This is a genomic window from Mesorhizobium sp. BAC0120, assembly GCF_033542235.1.
Classification (GTDB): Bacteria; Pseudomonadota; Alphaproteobacteria; order Rhizobiales; family Rhizobiaceae; genus JAWRCU01.
The window spans coordinates 514,848-529,816 of the sequence record NZ_JAWRCU010000001.1; the positions used below are offsets into that span (position 1 = coordinate 514,848).

Genomic DNA, 14,969 nt, shown 5'->3' on the forward strand with positions numbered 1-14,969 from the left:
GGCACGGGCGCTGCGGAAACCCGCAACGCCCTGCGGTCATCACCGAAAGACTACTGGTTTTCCTTCGTCTGTCCCATGATTTCCTGCGCGGTAAAATTGATTCCGCAGGTCGGGAACGAATTGCCGACGAAGAAGCTGTCCGATTGGTCGGGGAAGTAGTCCTGCCCTTGCTTGAAGTTCGGATCCTCCACGATCGCCAGCGGCAGCTTGACGGACTGCGGAACCACTTGCCCTTCAAGCGCGGCTATCGCCGTCTTGATGGCGACTGCGACCTGCGCAGGACCGGTGCCCGCCGACGAGCACTTCAGGCCATCTGCCGCATGTTTCGCGCAGAACTTGCGGAACCCGTTCTCTGTCTCGCCGCCGAACGGCACGAAGGGATGCTTCGCGTCGATCATCGCCTGGACGATGCCGGTATCGCCGCCCTGCCCGGTGATGCCGTCGAACGGTCCGTTCGTGGCAATCGCATCAGCCGTCACCTTCTGAGCTGTCGGATCGTCCCATTTGCCCATGACTTCGGTCACGTTCCATTTCTTGCCGGACGCGGCGAGAGTCTCCTGGATACCGTTGTGGCGGTCGGTGTCGACCGACGTGCCGGCCACACCGCGCACTTCCAGAATTTTGCCGCCGTTCGGCAGGTGGTTGACCAGCCAGTTGGCCCACAGCACGCCGAGGCCTTTCTGGTCGACGTCGACATTGATGGCGTCCTGGGTGTCGAGGGTGTTGTCGAACGCGACGAGGACGACGCCGGCTTCCTTAGCGCGCTTGATGACCGGCGCAAAGGCTGTCGGGTTCTGCGCGTTGACGACGATTGCGTCGAAGCCGGAATCGATGAAGTTGTTGATCGCCGAAATCTGCGCCGGCACGTCCTCACCGGTCGAGACCACCTTGAATTCCTTGAGCTTGGCTTTGACGTCAGGCTGTGCCGCATAGGCCTTCGCCGTCTGGATCATCTGAATGCGCCAGAGATTGGCGATATAGCCGTTGGCGAGCGCGATACGATAAGGCCCTTCCTTCTTCGGAAACTTGAAGAACTTGGTGTCTGCCGACCAGGGCTTGAAGCATTCAGGATCGGCCGCCGGCCCCTTGACGATCTCCGGCCCGGCGATTGCCGTGGAGCTCAGCATGACGAAGGCCGTGGCGGCAACGATGCCGCCAAGCAGTGACTTGATCATTGGTTTCCTCCCAGTTTGTCATTGCGGATTGACTGCGTTCCCATCCGGAACGAGTACCTCCACTCGTCCCGGCAATCGGACCGGCATATGCGATGGCCGTCATCGACAGAAACCTCCCTTCCTGCCGGTCGCCCCGCTGACCCACCTTATCACGTACTCATTCTACCAGCTGCCGCTACGGAAGTGGTAGTGCCATCAAATCAGTCTCACCGGCGGCACGGGGATCGGTCCCGGCGGTGGGACGGGCTGAGGCATAGGGTCGGGATCGGGCGCCGGTCCCGGGAACGGCTGAGGAGGCACGGGTATTGGCTTGGGACGACTTGCGGACATCATCGCACGTCTCCTGCAAGAAATCGGTCCGGCGAGTTTATCCCGCCCTGTTCCTGTTTCCTCCGCACAATCTATGGCTGCCCAGGCGAATGAAACGGGATAGTCGAACGGGGTTTTCACGCGCTCACTGAGCGTGCTCCCCGGTGCGTTCAGCAAACGCGCACAAGCGCACGCCGTTCCGTCAGGATGCGAGCGAAATCAAAGGGCCTGCCCGGCGTAAGAGCAGACCGGGAACGCTTTTTCGATTGGGCGGTTGAATCGGGTAGTCGGTGACGGCCGCCGGCCCAGGAGAATCAAGCATGAAATTCAAGCTGATCGTGCTCGCCGCGTTGTCGCTCGGCCTGGCCGGAGCCCCCATTGCTTCTGCCCAGAACAACACTCGGACCTCGTCGACCGGCTCCGCAGAAACGGATGCTTCCCACTTCCTGTCCGGACCCGGGACCGAGGATTTCTTTACGGACGAGAACAAGCGCACGTTGAAATCGGAGGACGAGGTCAAAAAAACCTATGAGGCGATGAACAAGGACGACCAGGCCAAGCTGAAAGCCGCCTGCGCGGCCAACCAGGAATCCCGCTTCTCCAATCTCTGCAAGATTGTGAGCGCGATGTAGCTTCCGCGGCGAGCTGCCGCCCATTGCGCCGATCCAGGCCAATCGTGGGAGAAGTCGAGGCCAAAACGCTCTGGAAAGAACCCTCGGCGGAACGGTTCCGGCTGGCAGAGGTTTGAGCCGCGGCAGAAATTGCAGTTCAGGAGGAAAGCCGCCATGAAATCGAAACTGCTTGCTCTCACTGCCTTCTCGCTCACTCTCCTCGGAGCCGCCCCGCTTGCTTTCGCACAGACGAACAATGGCGGCCGGCTCACCCCCAGGAGCACCGGGCCCAGAACCGCCGAGCCCGGCAACACTTCTTCGATATCTCGCGAGGACGCCAACCCCTCGTCCTACCTCACCGATCGGAACGTCCGCCCCTTCTTCACCGACGGGAGCATGAGAACATTGCGCCCGGAAGGCGAGCTCAGGCAGACCTTCGATGCGATGAGCCTGGACGATCGCACCCGCTTGAGAGCGGCCTGCATTGCAAACCAGAACCCAAGATACAACCATCTCTGCACTACGGTGAGCGCGATGTAGGCTTCCAACCGTTGGAACGCCGCCACATCGCCTGCGTTATCCTCGGCACTCACCCTAACGGAGGATACGGATGGTCACGTTCAAAGAGATGAAGGTGCAGGAAATCATGCAGGACACCTCCCTCAGCCGAGACGATAAGATCTCCCGGTTGCGGGAGATCGAAGACGAAGCTCGGGCCCTGCAGCGCACTGCGTCGGAAAGCCCGATGAACGCTGACGACGGCTGGGAAGCCGATCTGCGCGAGGTACGGCTTGCGCTTGCCGAGCTCGGTGCCGAAACACCGCGGAAGGGGGCGGCCTCGCTCTGATCAGGGGAAGGTTTGGCTAGCCCAGGCTGATACCGGCCTTCTTCGCCTCCTCCTTCAGGAAAGGCAGCCCGATCTCGATGACATCGTCCGGCCGCTCGGCGACCGGCCGCCAGACGGCGAGCCCGGCGGCAATGTCGATATCGACATGGTTCATGCTCTCGAGCGTGACCGCTCCCTTGTATCCGATATCGGCCATCGCCTTCATCATTGCCGGCCAGTTGAGCATTCCCCTGCCCGGCACGCCGCGGTTCGCCTCCGAGAGATGCACATAGCCGAGATAGGGTTCGGCCGCCTTGAAGCCGGCCTCGAAGCTCTCTTCCTCGATATGCATGTGATAGGTATTGAGATGGATGAAGAGGTTTTCTGCGCCGATCCGTTCGATGATGCGCGCCGCATCCATGCCGCGGTTGACGAGATGCGTCTCGTAGCGGTTGCACGGCTCGATCCCGACCCTGAGACCGAAGCCGCGGGCGAGCCGGGCAGCACGTTCGAGAAAGCGGCAGACGCCATCGATCTCCTTCTTTGTCGCTGCCCTGCCCGTCGTTTTGCCGATCGAACCGTAAGTGACGCCGCCCAGCATGGAGCTGCCGACCTCGGCGCAGACCTTGAAAGCCGGCGCCAGGAAATCCAGCCCCTCGTCCGGCTGCTCCACCACGTCGAGCACGCGCGGCAGTGCGAGGGAGCAGACGAGTTCCACGCCCCAGCGGTTGCCAAAGGCGCGGCTGCGCTTCGCATCGATCTCATCCGGCCTCAGGAGTGGAATCTCCAGAAGGCCGATTCCGTATTCCCTGAGTTGCTCGATCCGGGGCTCGATGCGGTCGAGATCCCAGACCGGGGCAATGGCAAAGGTGTGGAGTCCAAAAACGTTCATCGGCTGGTCTTTCAGTTCGGTGGCGCTCGGGCACGGGGGGCTGGGGACCGTTTACTTTTTGCCGCTCGCGTGAGTTTTCCAGCGCAGTACCTTTCTGCGGCAAAAAGTAAACTGTCCCCGGAGCCTTGCTGGACGCGAGCATGGTCAAGTCCGGCCCCTTTTCGCGCCTGAATTCGGAAAGCGCCACAACGGTTCCCTCGATGAACCAAGAACACTCGCTCTCGAACTCGGGCAGTTTTCGGTTAAGATCGTGCTGGAAGAGCAAGAAGCAGGATGAAGTATTCCGCTCTCATTCATCCTGTCGGAGAGACGCGTTCCGCGCGCAGGGAGGAATTCGATGCCCGAAAGCAATAAGCCGCTGGTGGTGAGCACGCCCGATCCGCGTACGCTCGACCTGATCTTCACACCTGAAGCCCTGCAGCATCTCCGCGAGCGCTACGAAATCGTCGAGACGGAGCCCGACAGCATCGCCGCCTTGCCCGAAGATCAGCTCGAGGCTGCACGCTACATTGTCGGCCAGCCGCCGCTGTCCAAGGAGACTCTTGACCGGATGAAGTCGCTGCGCTGCATCTTCAACGTCGAGACCAATCTCCTCAACAACATGCCCTATGAGGTGCTGTTCGAGCGCGGCATTCATGTGGTGACGACAGGTGCGGTCTTCGCCGAGCCTGTCGCGGAGCTCGGGCTCGCTCTGGCGCTCGCCCTCGCGCGCGGCATCATCGATGCCGACCTCGACTTCCGCCACGGCATGGAGCAGTGGGGCGGCGAAGGCAACAAGAACGCCCGGCTGATCTCCGGCTCCGAAATCGGCATCATCGGCTTCGGCGATCTCGGCAAGGCGCTGAACCGGCTGCTGAGCGGCTTCCGCGCAAAGGTGCGGGTCTACGACCCGTGGCTGCCGCCATCGGTGCTCCTCGAACACGGCGTCGAGCCGGTAGACCTCCACACGGTGCTCTCCAACAGCGACTTCGTATTTGTGGTTGCTTCGGTGACCAGCGAGAACCAGGGCTTCCTCGATGCCGAAGCGTTCGCGAAGATGCGCAAAGGGGCTGCCTTCATCCTCTTGAGCCGTGCCGGTGTTGTCGATTTCGAAGCGCTGATGAAGGCCGTCCATGACGGCCATATCCGCGCCGCCACTGACGTCTATCCGGAAGAGCCGCTCCCGCGAGACCATCCGGTTCGCAAGCTCCACGGCTTTCTGCATTCGGCGCATCGAGCCGGCGCGCTCGACCTCGCCTTCAAGAAGATGGGCGACATGGTGCTGGAGGACATGGACCTGATCGACCGAGGCCTGCCGCCGATGCGCGGCAAGCGAGCCGAGCGGGAGACGGTATCGCGAATGAGGTCGAAGCCGGTGGACAGAAATTAGGTAAGCGCCGAAGGATAAGTGCCCGGGGACAGTTTACTTTTTTCCGCTTGCGCCAGCCTTGGTGCGCCTCTGCCTATGTGCGGAAAAAAGTAAACTGTCCCCTGCGCCTTCGCAGCTAAGATAGCTGCGCGGAAAGCAGGCGGCGCGGCTTCTGCCGCCCCGCCTGCAAGCGTGGATTTTCAGGCCTTGCAGAACGCCAGCAGGTCTGCGTTCACCTTGTCCTTCTCGGTCGTGCACATACCGTGCGCGCCGCCCGGATAGACCTTTAGCGTCGCATCCCTGACGATCTTGGACGAGAGCTCAGCGGAGGCGGCGATCGGCACGATCTGGTCGTCGTCGCCATGAAGGATCAGCGTCGGCACGTCGAACGCCTTCAAGTCCTCGGTGAGATCGGTCTCGGAGAAGGCCTTGATGCAGAAATAGGACGCCGGCAGGCCCGCCATCATACCCTGCAGCCAGAAGCTCTCGCGCACGCCTTCCGAGATTTTTGCGCCCGGCCGGTTGTAGCCGTAGAACGCCATCGAGAGATCCTTCCAGAACGCCGACCGGTCGGCGAGCACACTGGCGCGCAGCTGGTCGAACGCCTCGATCGGCGTGCCGTTGGGGTTGGTCTCGCTCTTCAGCATGACTGGCGGGATCGCACCGATGAGCGCCGCCTTGGCGACGCGGTCGGTGCCATGACGGCCGATATAGCGGGCAACCTCGCCGCCACCGGTCGAATGACCGACATGGATCACGTCTTCCAGATCGAGCTCATCGATGAGCTCGGCGAGGTCGTCGGCATAGGTGTCGAGGTCGTTGCCTTGCCAGGGCTGGCTGGATCGGCCATGGCCGCGGCGGTCATGAGCGATGCAGCGATAGCCATGCGAGGAGAGGAAGAACATCTGGTCCTCGAAAGCATCCGCCGAAAGCGGCCAGCCATGGCTGAAAACGACCGGCTGTCCCTCTCCCCAGTCCTTGAAATAGATCTCGGTTCCGTCTTCGGTTTCGATATATGGCATGGCTGACTTCCTTCTCGTGACTGAGGGTGGGGCGACAATCAGTCCGTCGCGCCGAGCCGGTGCATACGGCGACCGTCAGGGCGGTCGGGATCGGATCGGCATGCTGAGCCTAATCCGCGAACGATGACATGTCTTGTACGGAGAGATGGCGCGGGCATGGCAGCCACACGCTATGCACTGAATTGCTTCGCGGAGACTTAGCGGCCGAGCACCGGCGAGGGCTCGGTGTTTCGGCAATCCGGTGCGGAGAGGGAATTGGCCACCATCTCCCTCTCGCCCCGGGGCGCGCGGTATCAGTCAGTTTCCTCTCTGGGCACAGCACTGAGCCGCTCCGGAATGTCGGTCAGCGGCAAGTCCTGCACATCGGGATACCGTTCCTCGCGAACCCAGCGCGCCCGTCGCAAAAACCACCAGGCAATATTAGTCGCCAAACCCGGCCGGTACAGCGCATTCGGCATGAAAAGCGTAAAGGCCAGCACCGTTTCGTCAGTGCGACTTTCCGTTGCGTGCCAGCAGCCGAGCTGTGGAAAGCCAGTCCAGGAGAGAGTTTCATACAGGTTTAGCACGGCAGCTTCCTTCGCAATCGCGGGGAGCGTGTCCCCATATGGCAGCTCCAGTGTGGCCATGAGACCGTGGCCCAGCTGGAGATGTTTTGCCTCTGTCAGAAGGTGGATCATTGCGAAGTTGTTTCCAAAGGAAGTTGCAAGCGACAATCTCGTGCGATTACCCATGCTGACACAGTAATCGGACTGACCCCACTTCTCGGCAAAGATTTCGAATTCGTCTGTGCCGGACCAGCGGCTCGGGCCCTTGCCGCTAGGGGCATAGATATCACCCACGACGCCAAGGACCCCATTGAATTCAATGTCACGGAGATGGGCGGGACGAGACGTGTTTGGCTCCCCACCTAGCAACTCTGCCATCATAGACGCATGAAGCTGCGCATTGATCGGCTGAATCACCGCGGTCTCGGCCAAAAGTTCCGGCATCCAGCCGATTGTGTCACGCGTGAAGTAAGCAGAGCTGCTGAACCGCAAACCTGAGACCGTTGGTGTAGGCCCGGGTGACTCCACAGGAACATAAACCCACCCATAGGTCGATGTCGCGACCGGCGCCGTCATCGCGACGAATTTCATGAAACGATCACTCTCGATCGGTGCGTTCTTCAGAAAGTCCGTTACGACCATGATCCTCAGCTCGCTGTCCGCCGCCGCCTCCGCGGCCTGCTGAACGCGCGCGCATACACGGAAATCACCGGGCCACCAATTAAACCCCGGCGCCTCACCTTTCCCGCCTTTTATCCAGCGAACCTCACCATCGACCTCCCAGATTTCGGCAAGGCGCTCGAGCGCTCTCTGTCCGAGCTCATCGAAGCTGCTCATAGAACCTCCAAGCGCGAAGCCCTGTTCCCCCTGGACCTTATGGCGGCGCCAATCCCTCAACCAAAGATTGCAATCAAGCGACGCAGCAAATTCCGTCGCGCCGAGCCCTCGCGTGCTGCGGCGGACAGACCGATCTGGTTGGCGAGTTGGCAACCGCCTCCCGTCACCCGAGCGCTCCAGTCCCCTTCTATTTCTTCACTGAGCCTGCCAAGGCGCTGCTCTAGATCGTCGACCATCGGCAAATCCTGCATATCGGGATACACCTGCTCGTAAGCCCAGCGAAGCCGCTGCAAAAACCAGACAGTGATCTGAGTGGCCAATCCCGGCCGGTACAGCGCATTCGGCATGAAAAGCGTGAAGGCCAGCCCACTTTCTCCCGGGCGTATTTCGTCCGCGTGCCAGCACCCAAACTGCGGAAAACCGGTCCATCCCCCAAACTCGAACAGGTTTAGGGCCGCAGCCTCCTTGGCAATAAAGAGGGACGGGCCGAAATACGGCAGCTCCAAGCTGGCCATGAGACCGTGGCCCAACTGAGGATGAACCTCTGCTGTCACGAGGAGGATGTGTGCGCTGTCGCTTACAACAGGAATTTCAAGCGAGATCCCGGCGGGATCACCGTTGTCAGACAATTGATCTGACCGACCCCATCTCTCGGCGATCATCGTCAATTCATCCGTGCCGGACCAGCGGCTCGGGCTTTCGCCTAGAGGGGCATAGTCGTCAGCGACAACCTCGAAAATTTTGTGGAATTTGAGATGACGGAGATGCGCGGGACGAGACGTGTCGGGTTCCCCGCCGCCAATCTCATCTGGTATGACAGTGGTTTGGAACTGTGCATTGATCGGCTGAAGCAATGCTGTCCGAGCCAGAAGTTCCGGCATCCAGCCGATCGTATCCTGCGTGACGTAAGCGGTGCTGCCGAGCCGCAGGCGTCGCACCGCTGGTTCGGAGCCGGCTGCTTCCGGGGAAGCTAATTCCGGGAGAAAATAAACCCACCCATAGGTCGAATTCGTAAAGAGCGCTGTTGCCGCAGCCCATTCCACAAAGTGATCACTCTCGGTCGGCACGTCCTTTAAAAAGTCCGTGCTGACGATAACCCTCAACTCCCTCTCCGAGGCCCCTTCCTCGCGCCTGTTGATGCGTACGCTTACCCGGAAATCACCCGGCCACCAGTCAAACCCTGGTGGCTCATGTTCCCCGCCCTCCACCCAGCGGATTCCACTATCGATCTGCCAGATTTCGACGAGGCGATCGAGCACCTGCTTTCCGAACTCGCCCAAGCTGGTCATGGTACCCACCGTGAAGCCTGTCCTTTTTGGACCCGCAACCCCTATCACCGCGCCGTCATCTCTGCAACTGTCGGTTGCTGATAAGTCTAAGTGCTCTTACGATCGCATACACTCGCTGACGTCGCCGACTTACGTTTAGGCGGTGCCACGAGTCGTTTCGAGCATTTGCCGTGCCGGAGCCTGCATCAGGTTTGGTGCTCGTTCGAACTGAACGCTCTCTTAGCGCCTGATCAGTAGCTCATGATTCATTATGGGACGGGGCGTGCGACTGGCCCCGTCCGCGGGCGGATTGCCTGGTGCAACTCAACAGCGCTGCCCTGCCTTAGCCTGGTGTCCGGGCGCACAATTGCCGCTCGAACTTGAATTCCCGTTTATCGAGCCGGTAGAGCCGCTGTTACCATTGCTGCCGGTTCCGCCTCCGTTGTTCGTGGCGCCAGTGCTACCCGCGGCGCCTCCGGTTGCGCCGCCCGTGCCCATTGACCCGGTGCCACCCGAAGTGCCTCCGGTCGCGCCGCTCGTGCCCATGGAGCCGGTGCCACTCGAGGTGCCCCCGGCTCCGCCACCTGTGCCGGCGGAGCCGCCACCGGTCCCGGCTCCAGTTCCGCCCCCCGCGCCACCTGCGGCTCCCGTGCCGCCTCCACCCGTGCCGCCTCCGCCGCCGGCTTGGGCGACCGCCAGACAGGTTGATAGGGCGATCGCTGCCGACGCCAGTAGAAGTCGCTTCATCATGGGATTCTCCATCATTGAATGCGCATCATGCGCTGGGCCCTAACAGCATCAGCGATTGGGTGTTCCTGCCGCGCATGCGACGACTCGATGCACCGCCAGCGGCTGCCCTTCGGCATTCCCGTTCGCCTGACCTGGTCGGCGGCCACCTCCTCGATCATCCGGCGGCCTGCGTGAACGTCGCCGCATCCCGTCCCCTGGCGCGCAACGAGATCTGGAATTATGCCGGCGTGCTGTTTGCCCGCACCGAACCGGACGCGCCCTGGTCCGACATAGAAATTCAGCTCGGTCCGGAGCTCTTCGAACAGCAGACGGCGCCTGCGGGCTATCCCTCGTCGCCCTTCAGCTTCGCTGCCTATTTTACGGTGAACCGCGCGCGAAGCGAGGGCAGCGCGACCCTGGCGTCACCCGATCATCACGATCATCTCAGGGTCGATCCGGCTTACTTCACCGACCCCGACGGCTACGACATGCGCATCATGGTTGGCGGCGTGCGGATCGCCCGACAACTGTTCACGACGCACGCGATGCAAGGCCGGGCCGGCGCTCCATCCTACGGGCTTCCGGTTTCGATGCGTTTCAGAGTGCTTTCAGCCGCCATCCTCCGTTCGACGAGCCCAGTTGAAATTCGGTAGCGACTTCACCGCGCAAGTGCTGGTCGATCTGGATGATTTATAGCTCCACCTCCGAGGGCCGATATTTCGCCTGTTCGATGGCCGCCATGAGTTGACAATGCTCACCTTCGAGCCGCGCTGCATCGCGCTCCACCGCCATGAGGCGAATTGATCGAAGCAAATTCTTGCTCCCAAAGCGTCCTGACACTTTGAAGTTCAAGCGCTATGAGCTTAGAAGGGAGGCGTTGGCGAGGCCGCACGGAAGTGCTCGCGCAGCGTCTCTGTCTCATACTCGTGGCGGTACAAACCGCGTCTACGCAGAATCGGCACGAGTTCATCGACGATTACCGCAAGCCCATCGATTAACCGATCAGGCTGCAAATTGAAGCCGTCGATCGCCCCGCCATGGAACCAATCCTCAATGTGATCGGCGAGCTGCTCGGGCGTGCCAACAAATCCGGCATGGCCTGATCCGGTGTAGCGCGTCTGCTTGAGGTACTCGCGGACGGTCGGGTTCGTTTTGCGGATCTGCGCAACGATCGATTCGCGGAAGCCTATGCTGCCGAGGAAAGACTGAGGGTCCTTGAGCGGGCCGAGGACATCTTCGGGAAAAGGCTCGTCGAGTTCGAGTTTCGAAGCGTCGTAGCCGATCGCCTGCGACAGCCAGCCGATCGAATATGATGACGGTCCTGCGTCATGGAGTTCATCGCTGCGGCGACGCGCCTCTTCCTCGGTGCTGCCCAGGCTCAGCAACAGGCCGGGCAGGATCTTGATGTCGTCAGGTGAACGGCCATTGTCACGTGCAAAACCTTTGACCAGGCGGTAGTGCTCGATGGCTTGATTCTTGGTGAGTTCCGCGGCGAACACGCCTTCGGCCACGCGCCCAGCTAGAGCGCGACCCTGCGGCGAGCCACCTGCCTGAAAGATGACCGGGCGGCCCTGCTTCGACGGCGGCACCCGCAAACGCCCGTCGACATTGAAGAACTCGCCATGGTGATGAACGTCGTCACTTGTGGCTGCGGACTCCCATAGCGCCCGCACGACGTCGACGAACTCGCTCGCGCGTTCGTAACGGTCGTCGCGAAAGGGGATGTCGGGCAAGCCGAAGTTGCGTGCCGCGGGGACGCCGCGGGTGGTGACGACATTCCAGGCCGCACGGCCACCCGTCTGATGGTCCCAGGAGAGGAAGCGCTCGGCGAGCTCAAAGGGGTCATTGAAGGTCGACGAAGCGGTGGCGACCAGGCCCACGCGCGAGGTCGCTGCGGCCACCTGCCCCCAGTTCACCGTCGGCTCAAGTCGGATCGGATTGGCGTCATAGGCCGGGTCGCCCAATAGCGGTCCATCAGCTAGAAAGAGGGCGTCGAGGGTGCCGCGCTCGGCGGTCTTGCCAAGGCTCGACCAATAATCCGGGTCGACGAAGGAATCCTTCTTCAGAAGCGGCGTCTTCCATGCCGCCGGGAGATAGCCCAGCACCAACACGTTGATGCCGAGGAGCACGTGACCAGAACGCCTGTTCGTCATGAGTGATGTCTCCGTTGTCTCTAAAGCGAGACGTGCGGCTTTGGCGCAGGGAAGGCGGCGCGCGCTGGGGACGGCAGCGGCGCCGGTGCGGACAGGTTGAGCGCGGCGCGCAAAGAGCCGCCGGGCTCGATGGGAGCAAAGCCGTCGGCAAGCCACCGCTCGGCGGTGTCGAGCAGGTCAGCCACTGACTGCTCAACACCTGCGCGCAGAACGATGCCTTCGATCCCACCCGCCGGCGGCTCCTTGCCCAACTCTACGACCGGCACCGAGCCCGCAGCACCGAGGACGAGTTCGATCGGATCGTCACCGCTCACCGGCGGCGTGTCCGCCGCCGTTGCGGCGTACCACGCGATCACCGATGCACCCGTCGCGGGCTCGGGCGCGTTCAACGGCCCCGCGATCGAGAAACTGTTGTCGATATCGACATGCACGATGCGGTTCGACTGCACGAGGATACCAGTATCCCGGTCGCCGACGATTGAATCGTGCGGCCAGCTTTGCTCAAGTGCGCGCACCGCGCGGGCGGCGTCGTAGGCTGTCTGGGCGTTGAGCGGCGCGCCACCGCCGAGCCCCGCTCCACCCCAGGCCGGTGCTTCCTTCGGACCTTCTGGCGCATAGGCATCACGCACCCCGATCAGCACACCGCTGCGACCACCCGACAGGTGAGCAAGCGAGGCGACACGGCGCGCGATGTTGTAGGGGTGGTCGCGCTGCGGCGTCGTGGTGATGAGGAAACGGCCGTATTTCGTGCTGCCTGCCAAGGTCGCGCCGACCGCGCTGCTTGTCAGCGTGACGGCTGCCGGCGCGCTGCCGTCGACGCGGTCGATTCCAAGGACGGTGAACGCAACCGGCAATGCGTCCCACCGGGACAGCAGCGCGCGGTTGCCCGTGAGTTCCACAAGATGCGGTCCGGCCAGGCCAAGCGCGAGGTAGGGAGTTGTCATCGAGCCTTCTCCTCAGTTGCCTTGGCCGCCGCGCCCGAGTCGAGCGATGCTCGACACAGGCGAATTGTCATTGACCAGGTAGTCGCCCAGGATGCGCGCCTTGTAGGCGACCGGGTTATGCGACGCGAGCGTGCGTGCATTGCGCCAATGGCGATCGAGCGCGGTTTCCTCGGAGGTCGCGGACGCGCCGAGAGCATCGAAGACATGCGTGGCCGCGTAGAGGACGCCATCGATGATCGCGAGTTGCGCCTGCGATACAGCCACTTCTCCGTCCACGGCGCGCTTGTCGCGCAGCGCCACGTCGCCGGCCGCGTGGGCAGCGGCGATGAGATCGAGGGAGCTTGCGGCACGGCGCAAGGCGGCCTCCGTCGAGAAGACCCGCACCGATACTTCGCCGATCACTTGCAGCAGTTGCGGGTCAAGCGCCGGTACCGGGTTGAGACCTTGCGGGTAGTTGCGCCCGCGCGACTTGAGCGCAGCGATGCCGTCGCGCAGGATTGCGCGCGTGATGCCGGCGAGCACGGCCAGGATAGCCGTCTGGTAGAAGTGTCCTTGATAGACAACGCGCTCGCTTGCCGGGAAGACGTCGCCCTCGCGTGCGAGAGCATTCTGGTAGGTGGCGCTGCCGCTCGCCGTGGTGCGCTGGCCAAAGCCCGGCCAGTCGTCATTAACCACGACGCCCGGCTGATGGCGGCTCACCAGGGTGGTGATGAGCGAGCCGTCTTCGCCCTTGCCGATCACGTCGAGCCAGTCGGCATAGAGGCTGCCGGTGGCATAGAACTTCGCGCCGGTGACCTTGTAGTGGTCGTCCTCACGGGTCACGGTCGTCTTGATGGTGGCGTAGGTGCCGTTGTTGGCTTCCGTCCAGCCGCCGCCGACGAATTCGCGGTCACGGAAGCGCTGGAACCAGCGGTCGTTGGTCGGCGACGGCCGCGCGTTAAGGCGATCTTCGATGAAGGCCAGGTGATTGCGCCATACGTGGGCGACATTCGCGTCGGCTTCCGCCAGCAAGGCCAAAAGGTAGTACGTCTGCTCGAGCGAGGCACCCCACCCGCCAAACTCCTCGGGTATCCGCACTAGAGCGAAATCGGCATCCTTGAGCCACTGCACCTGCTCATAGGGAAAGGTGCGATTGCGCTCGCGCTCGACATTGCCCTCGGCGATGCGGTCGAAGATCGGCTGGAAGCGCGCCACGAGATCTTCCTCCCCCGCCGTAGCGGGGCGCAAATAGCTCAGCGAAGTTGGTGCTTCCACTGCCGTCATGTTCATTGTCTCCTTGTTGCTGACGCCGCGTGCTTCTGTGCCGATGTGACCTTCAGGAGGCATTGGAGGGATCGCGCCATCTGGTGACGACGTCGACGACAAAGGTGCAGAGCACGAAAGATGCGGCCGCAAAGATGGTCGTTCCGATGACGACGGGAAAATCGCCGTCCAGTGCCGAGTTGATCGCCAGCCGGCCGACGCCGTCCAGCCCGAAGATCGTCTCGGTGACGATCGCCCCGCCCATGATGACGGCAAGTTCCAGCCCACCGAGGGTGATTACTGGGTTGAGTGCAGCCTTCAGCGCGTGGTCGTAATAGATCCGCCATTCCGGCACGCCCTTGGCGCGCGCCGTCCTGATATAGTCCTCGCCGAGTACCTCGAGCATGCTGGCGCGGACGACCCTCTGGAAAATGCCGATCTCGGCAAGCGCCAGCGTCAGCCAGGGCAGCGCCAGATGACGTGCCCATTCAAACGGATTTGCGGTCAGCGGAACGTAGCCGCTGCTCGGAAACCAGAAGATCCCGTAGTTGGAGAGCTCGAAGAACAGAAAATAGGAAATGAGGATGCCGGACAGGAAGGTCGGCACCGACAAGCTCACATAGGCAATGCCGGAGATCCCGGTGTCGAGCCACGAGCCTTGCCGGCGCGCCGAAATGACGCCGAGCACGATCGAAAGCGTCATCCATATGACGACGGCGCCGAGGGCCAGCGACAGCGTCACCGGCGCCTTGGACAGGATCAGGTCCGTCACCGCCGTCTGCTTCCGAAAGGAATAACCCAATCCCGGCGGCCAGTGTGCAAGCCCCATCGGCGCACCCTGGATGTCCGGGCCGCGATAAAGGTAGTACCAGAGCTGCTGATACCACGGCTCGTTCAGTCTCAATGCATGTGCGATGGCGTCGATCGCCTGCTGGCTTGCGTTGCGCGGTGCCAGCATGGCAGCCGGATTTCGATAGGCGATGCGCGTGATGAAAAACGCGATCACCAGCACGATGAGAAGGGTCGAGGTGGCCCGAAACAGCAGGCCGGTAGCATGCCGGATCATCA

General features: G+C 62.1%; 14 protein-coding genes. 5 read left to right on the top strand and 9 right to left on the bottom strand.

The window, feature by feature from the left end; all coding sequences use genetic code 11:
* Positions 1 to 50: 50 nt before the first annotated feature.
* Positions 51 to 1,175, bottom strand: coding sequence for a sugar ABC transporter substrate-binding protein (locus SAZ10_RS02365; RefSeq protein WP_318607548.1), 1,125 nt, complete (start codon positions 1,173 to 1,175; stop codon positions 51 to 53).
* A gap of 629 nt (positions 1,176 to 1,804) precedes the next feature.
* On the opposite strand from SAZ10_RS02365, the gene SAZ10_RS02370 reads away from it, so the two are divergent.
* The 3 genes from SAZ10_RS02370 to SAZ10_RS02380 all read left to right on the top strand — a co-directional run bounded on the left by SAZ10_RS02370 (position 1,805) and on the right by SAZ10_RS02380 (position 2,942).
* Positions 1,805 to 2,116 carry a hypothetical protein gene (locus SAZ10_RS02370; RefSeq protein WP_318607549.1) on the top strand — a complete coding sequence of 104 codons (312 nt, stop codon included), beginning with the start codon at positions 1,805 to 1,807 and terminating at the stop codon, positions 2,114 to 2,116.
* Positions 2,117 to 2,269: 153 nt separating this feature from the next.
* Entirely contained in the window at positions 2,270 to 2,635 is a 366-nt protein-coding gene (locus SAZ10_RS02375) for a hypothetical protein (protein WP_318607550.1), read from the top strand.
* Between the two features lie 70 nt (positions 2,636 to 2,705).
* Complete coding sequence (locus SAZ10_RS02380; RefSeq protein ID WP_318607551.1) at positions 2,706 to 2,942, top strand: hypothetical protein; 237 nt, start codon at positions 2,706 to 2,708, stop codon at positions 2,940 to 2,942.
* A gap of 16 nt (positions 2,943 to 2,958) precedes the next feature.
* Here SAZ10_RS02380 and SAZ10_RS02385 read toward each other — a convergent pair whose 3' ends face one another.
* Complete coding sequence (locus SAZ10_RS02385) at positions 2,959 to 3,813, bottom strand: sugar phosphate isomerase/epimerase family protein (protein ID WP_318607552.1); 855 nt, start codon at positions 3,811 to 3,813, stop codon at positions 2,959 to 2,961.
* A gap of 337 nt (positions 3,814 to 4,150) precedes the next feature.
* On the opposite strand from SAZ10_RS02385, the gene SAZ10_RS02390 reads away from it, so the two are divergent.
* Positions 4,151 to 5,182 (top strand): hydroxyacid dehydrogenase, encoded by a 1,032-nt coding sequence (locus tag SAZ10_RS02390; protein ID WP_318607553.1) that lies wholly within the window; start codon positions 4,151 to 4,153, stop codon positions 5,180 to 5,182.
* Positions 5,183 to 5,361: 179 nt separating this feature from the next.
* Here the strand turns inward: SAZ10_RS02390 and SAZ10_RS02395 are convergent, their stop codons facing one another.
* The 3 genes from SAZ10_RS02395 to SAZ10_RS02405 form a co-directional block, all read right to left on the bottom strand.
* The gene (locus tag SAZ10_RS02395) at positions 5,362 to 6,183 is read right to left on the bottom strand and encodes an alpha/beta hydrolase (RefSeq protein WP_318607554.1); all 822 of its coding nucleotides are present in this window, start codon (positions 6,181 to 6,183) and stop codon (positions 5,362 to 5,364) included.
* Between the two features lie 293 nt (positions 6,184 to 6,476).
* On the bottom strand, positions 6,477 to 7,565 hold the full coding sequence (locus SAZ10_RS02400) for a hypothetical protein (protein ID WP_318607555.1): 1,089 nt from the start codon (positions 7,563 to 7,565) through the stop codon (positions 6,477 to 6,479).
* Between the two features lie 56 nt (positions 7,566 to 7,621).
* Entirely contained in the window at positions 7,622 to 8,854 is a 1,233-nt protein-coding gene (locus SAZ10_RS02405; protein WP_318607556.1) for a hypothetical protein, read from the bottom strand.
* A 743-nt stretch (positions 8,855 to 9,597) separates the two neighbouring features.
* Here SAZ10_RS02405 and SAZ10_RS02410 point away from each other — a divergent pair.
* The gene (locus tag SAZ10_RS02410; protein ID WP_318607557.1) at positions 9,598 to 10,215 is read left to right on the top strand and encodes a GMC oxidoreductase; all 618 of its coding nucleotides are present in this window, start codon (positions 9,598 to 9,600) and stop codon (positions 10,213 to 10,215) included.
* Between the two features lie 210 nt (positions 10,216 to 10,425).
* On the opposite strand, the gene SAZ10_RS02415 is transcribed toward SAZ10_RS02410, so the two are convergent.
* From SAZ10_RS02415 to SAZ10_RS02430, 4 genes are read right to left on the bottom strand one after another with little or no spacing between them, the layout of a single operon-like run.
* Positions 10,426 to 11,715 (bottom strand): NtaA/DmoA family FMN-dependent monooxygenase, encoded by a 1,290-nt coding sequence (locus SAZ10_RS02415; RefSeq protein ID WP_318607558.1) that lies wholly within the window; start codon positions 11,713 to 11,715, stop codon positions 10,426 to 10,428.
* Between the two features lie 20 nt (positions 11,716 to 11,735).
* Entirely contained in the window at positions 11,736 to 12,659 is a 924-nt protein-coding gene (locus SAZ10_RS02420; RefSeq protein ID WP_318607559.1) for a hypothetical protein, read from the bottom strand.
* A 12-nt stretch (positions 12,660 to 12,671) separates the two neighbouring features.
* Positions 12,672 to 13,922: an acyl-CoA dehydrogenase family protein gene (locus SAZ10_RS02425; protein WP_318607560.1), complete on the bottom strand. Its 1,251-nt coding sequence runs from the start codon at positions 13,920 to 13,922 to the stop codon at positions 12,672 to 12,674.
* Between the two features lie 52 nt (positions 13,923 to 13,974).
* Positions 13,975 to 14,967 carry an ABC transporter permease gene (locus SAZ10_RS02430; RefSeq protein WP_318607561.1) on the bottom strand — a complete coding sequence of 331 codons (993 nt, stop codon included), beginning with the start codon at positions 14,965 to 14,967 and terminating at the stop codon, positions 13,975 to 13,977.
* Between the last annotated feature and the right edge of the window lie 2 nt (positions 14,968 to 14,969).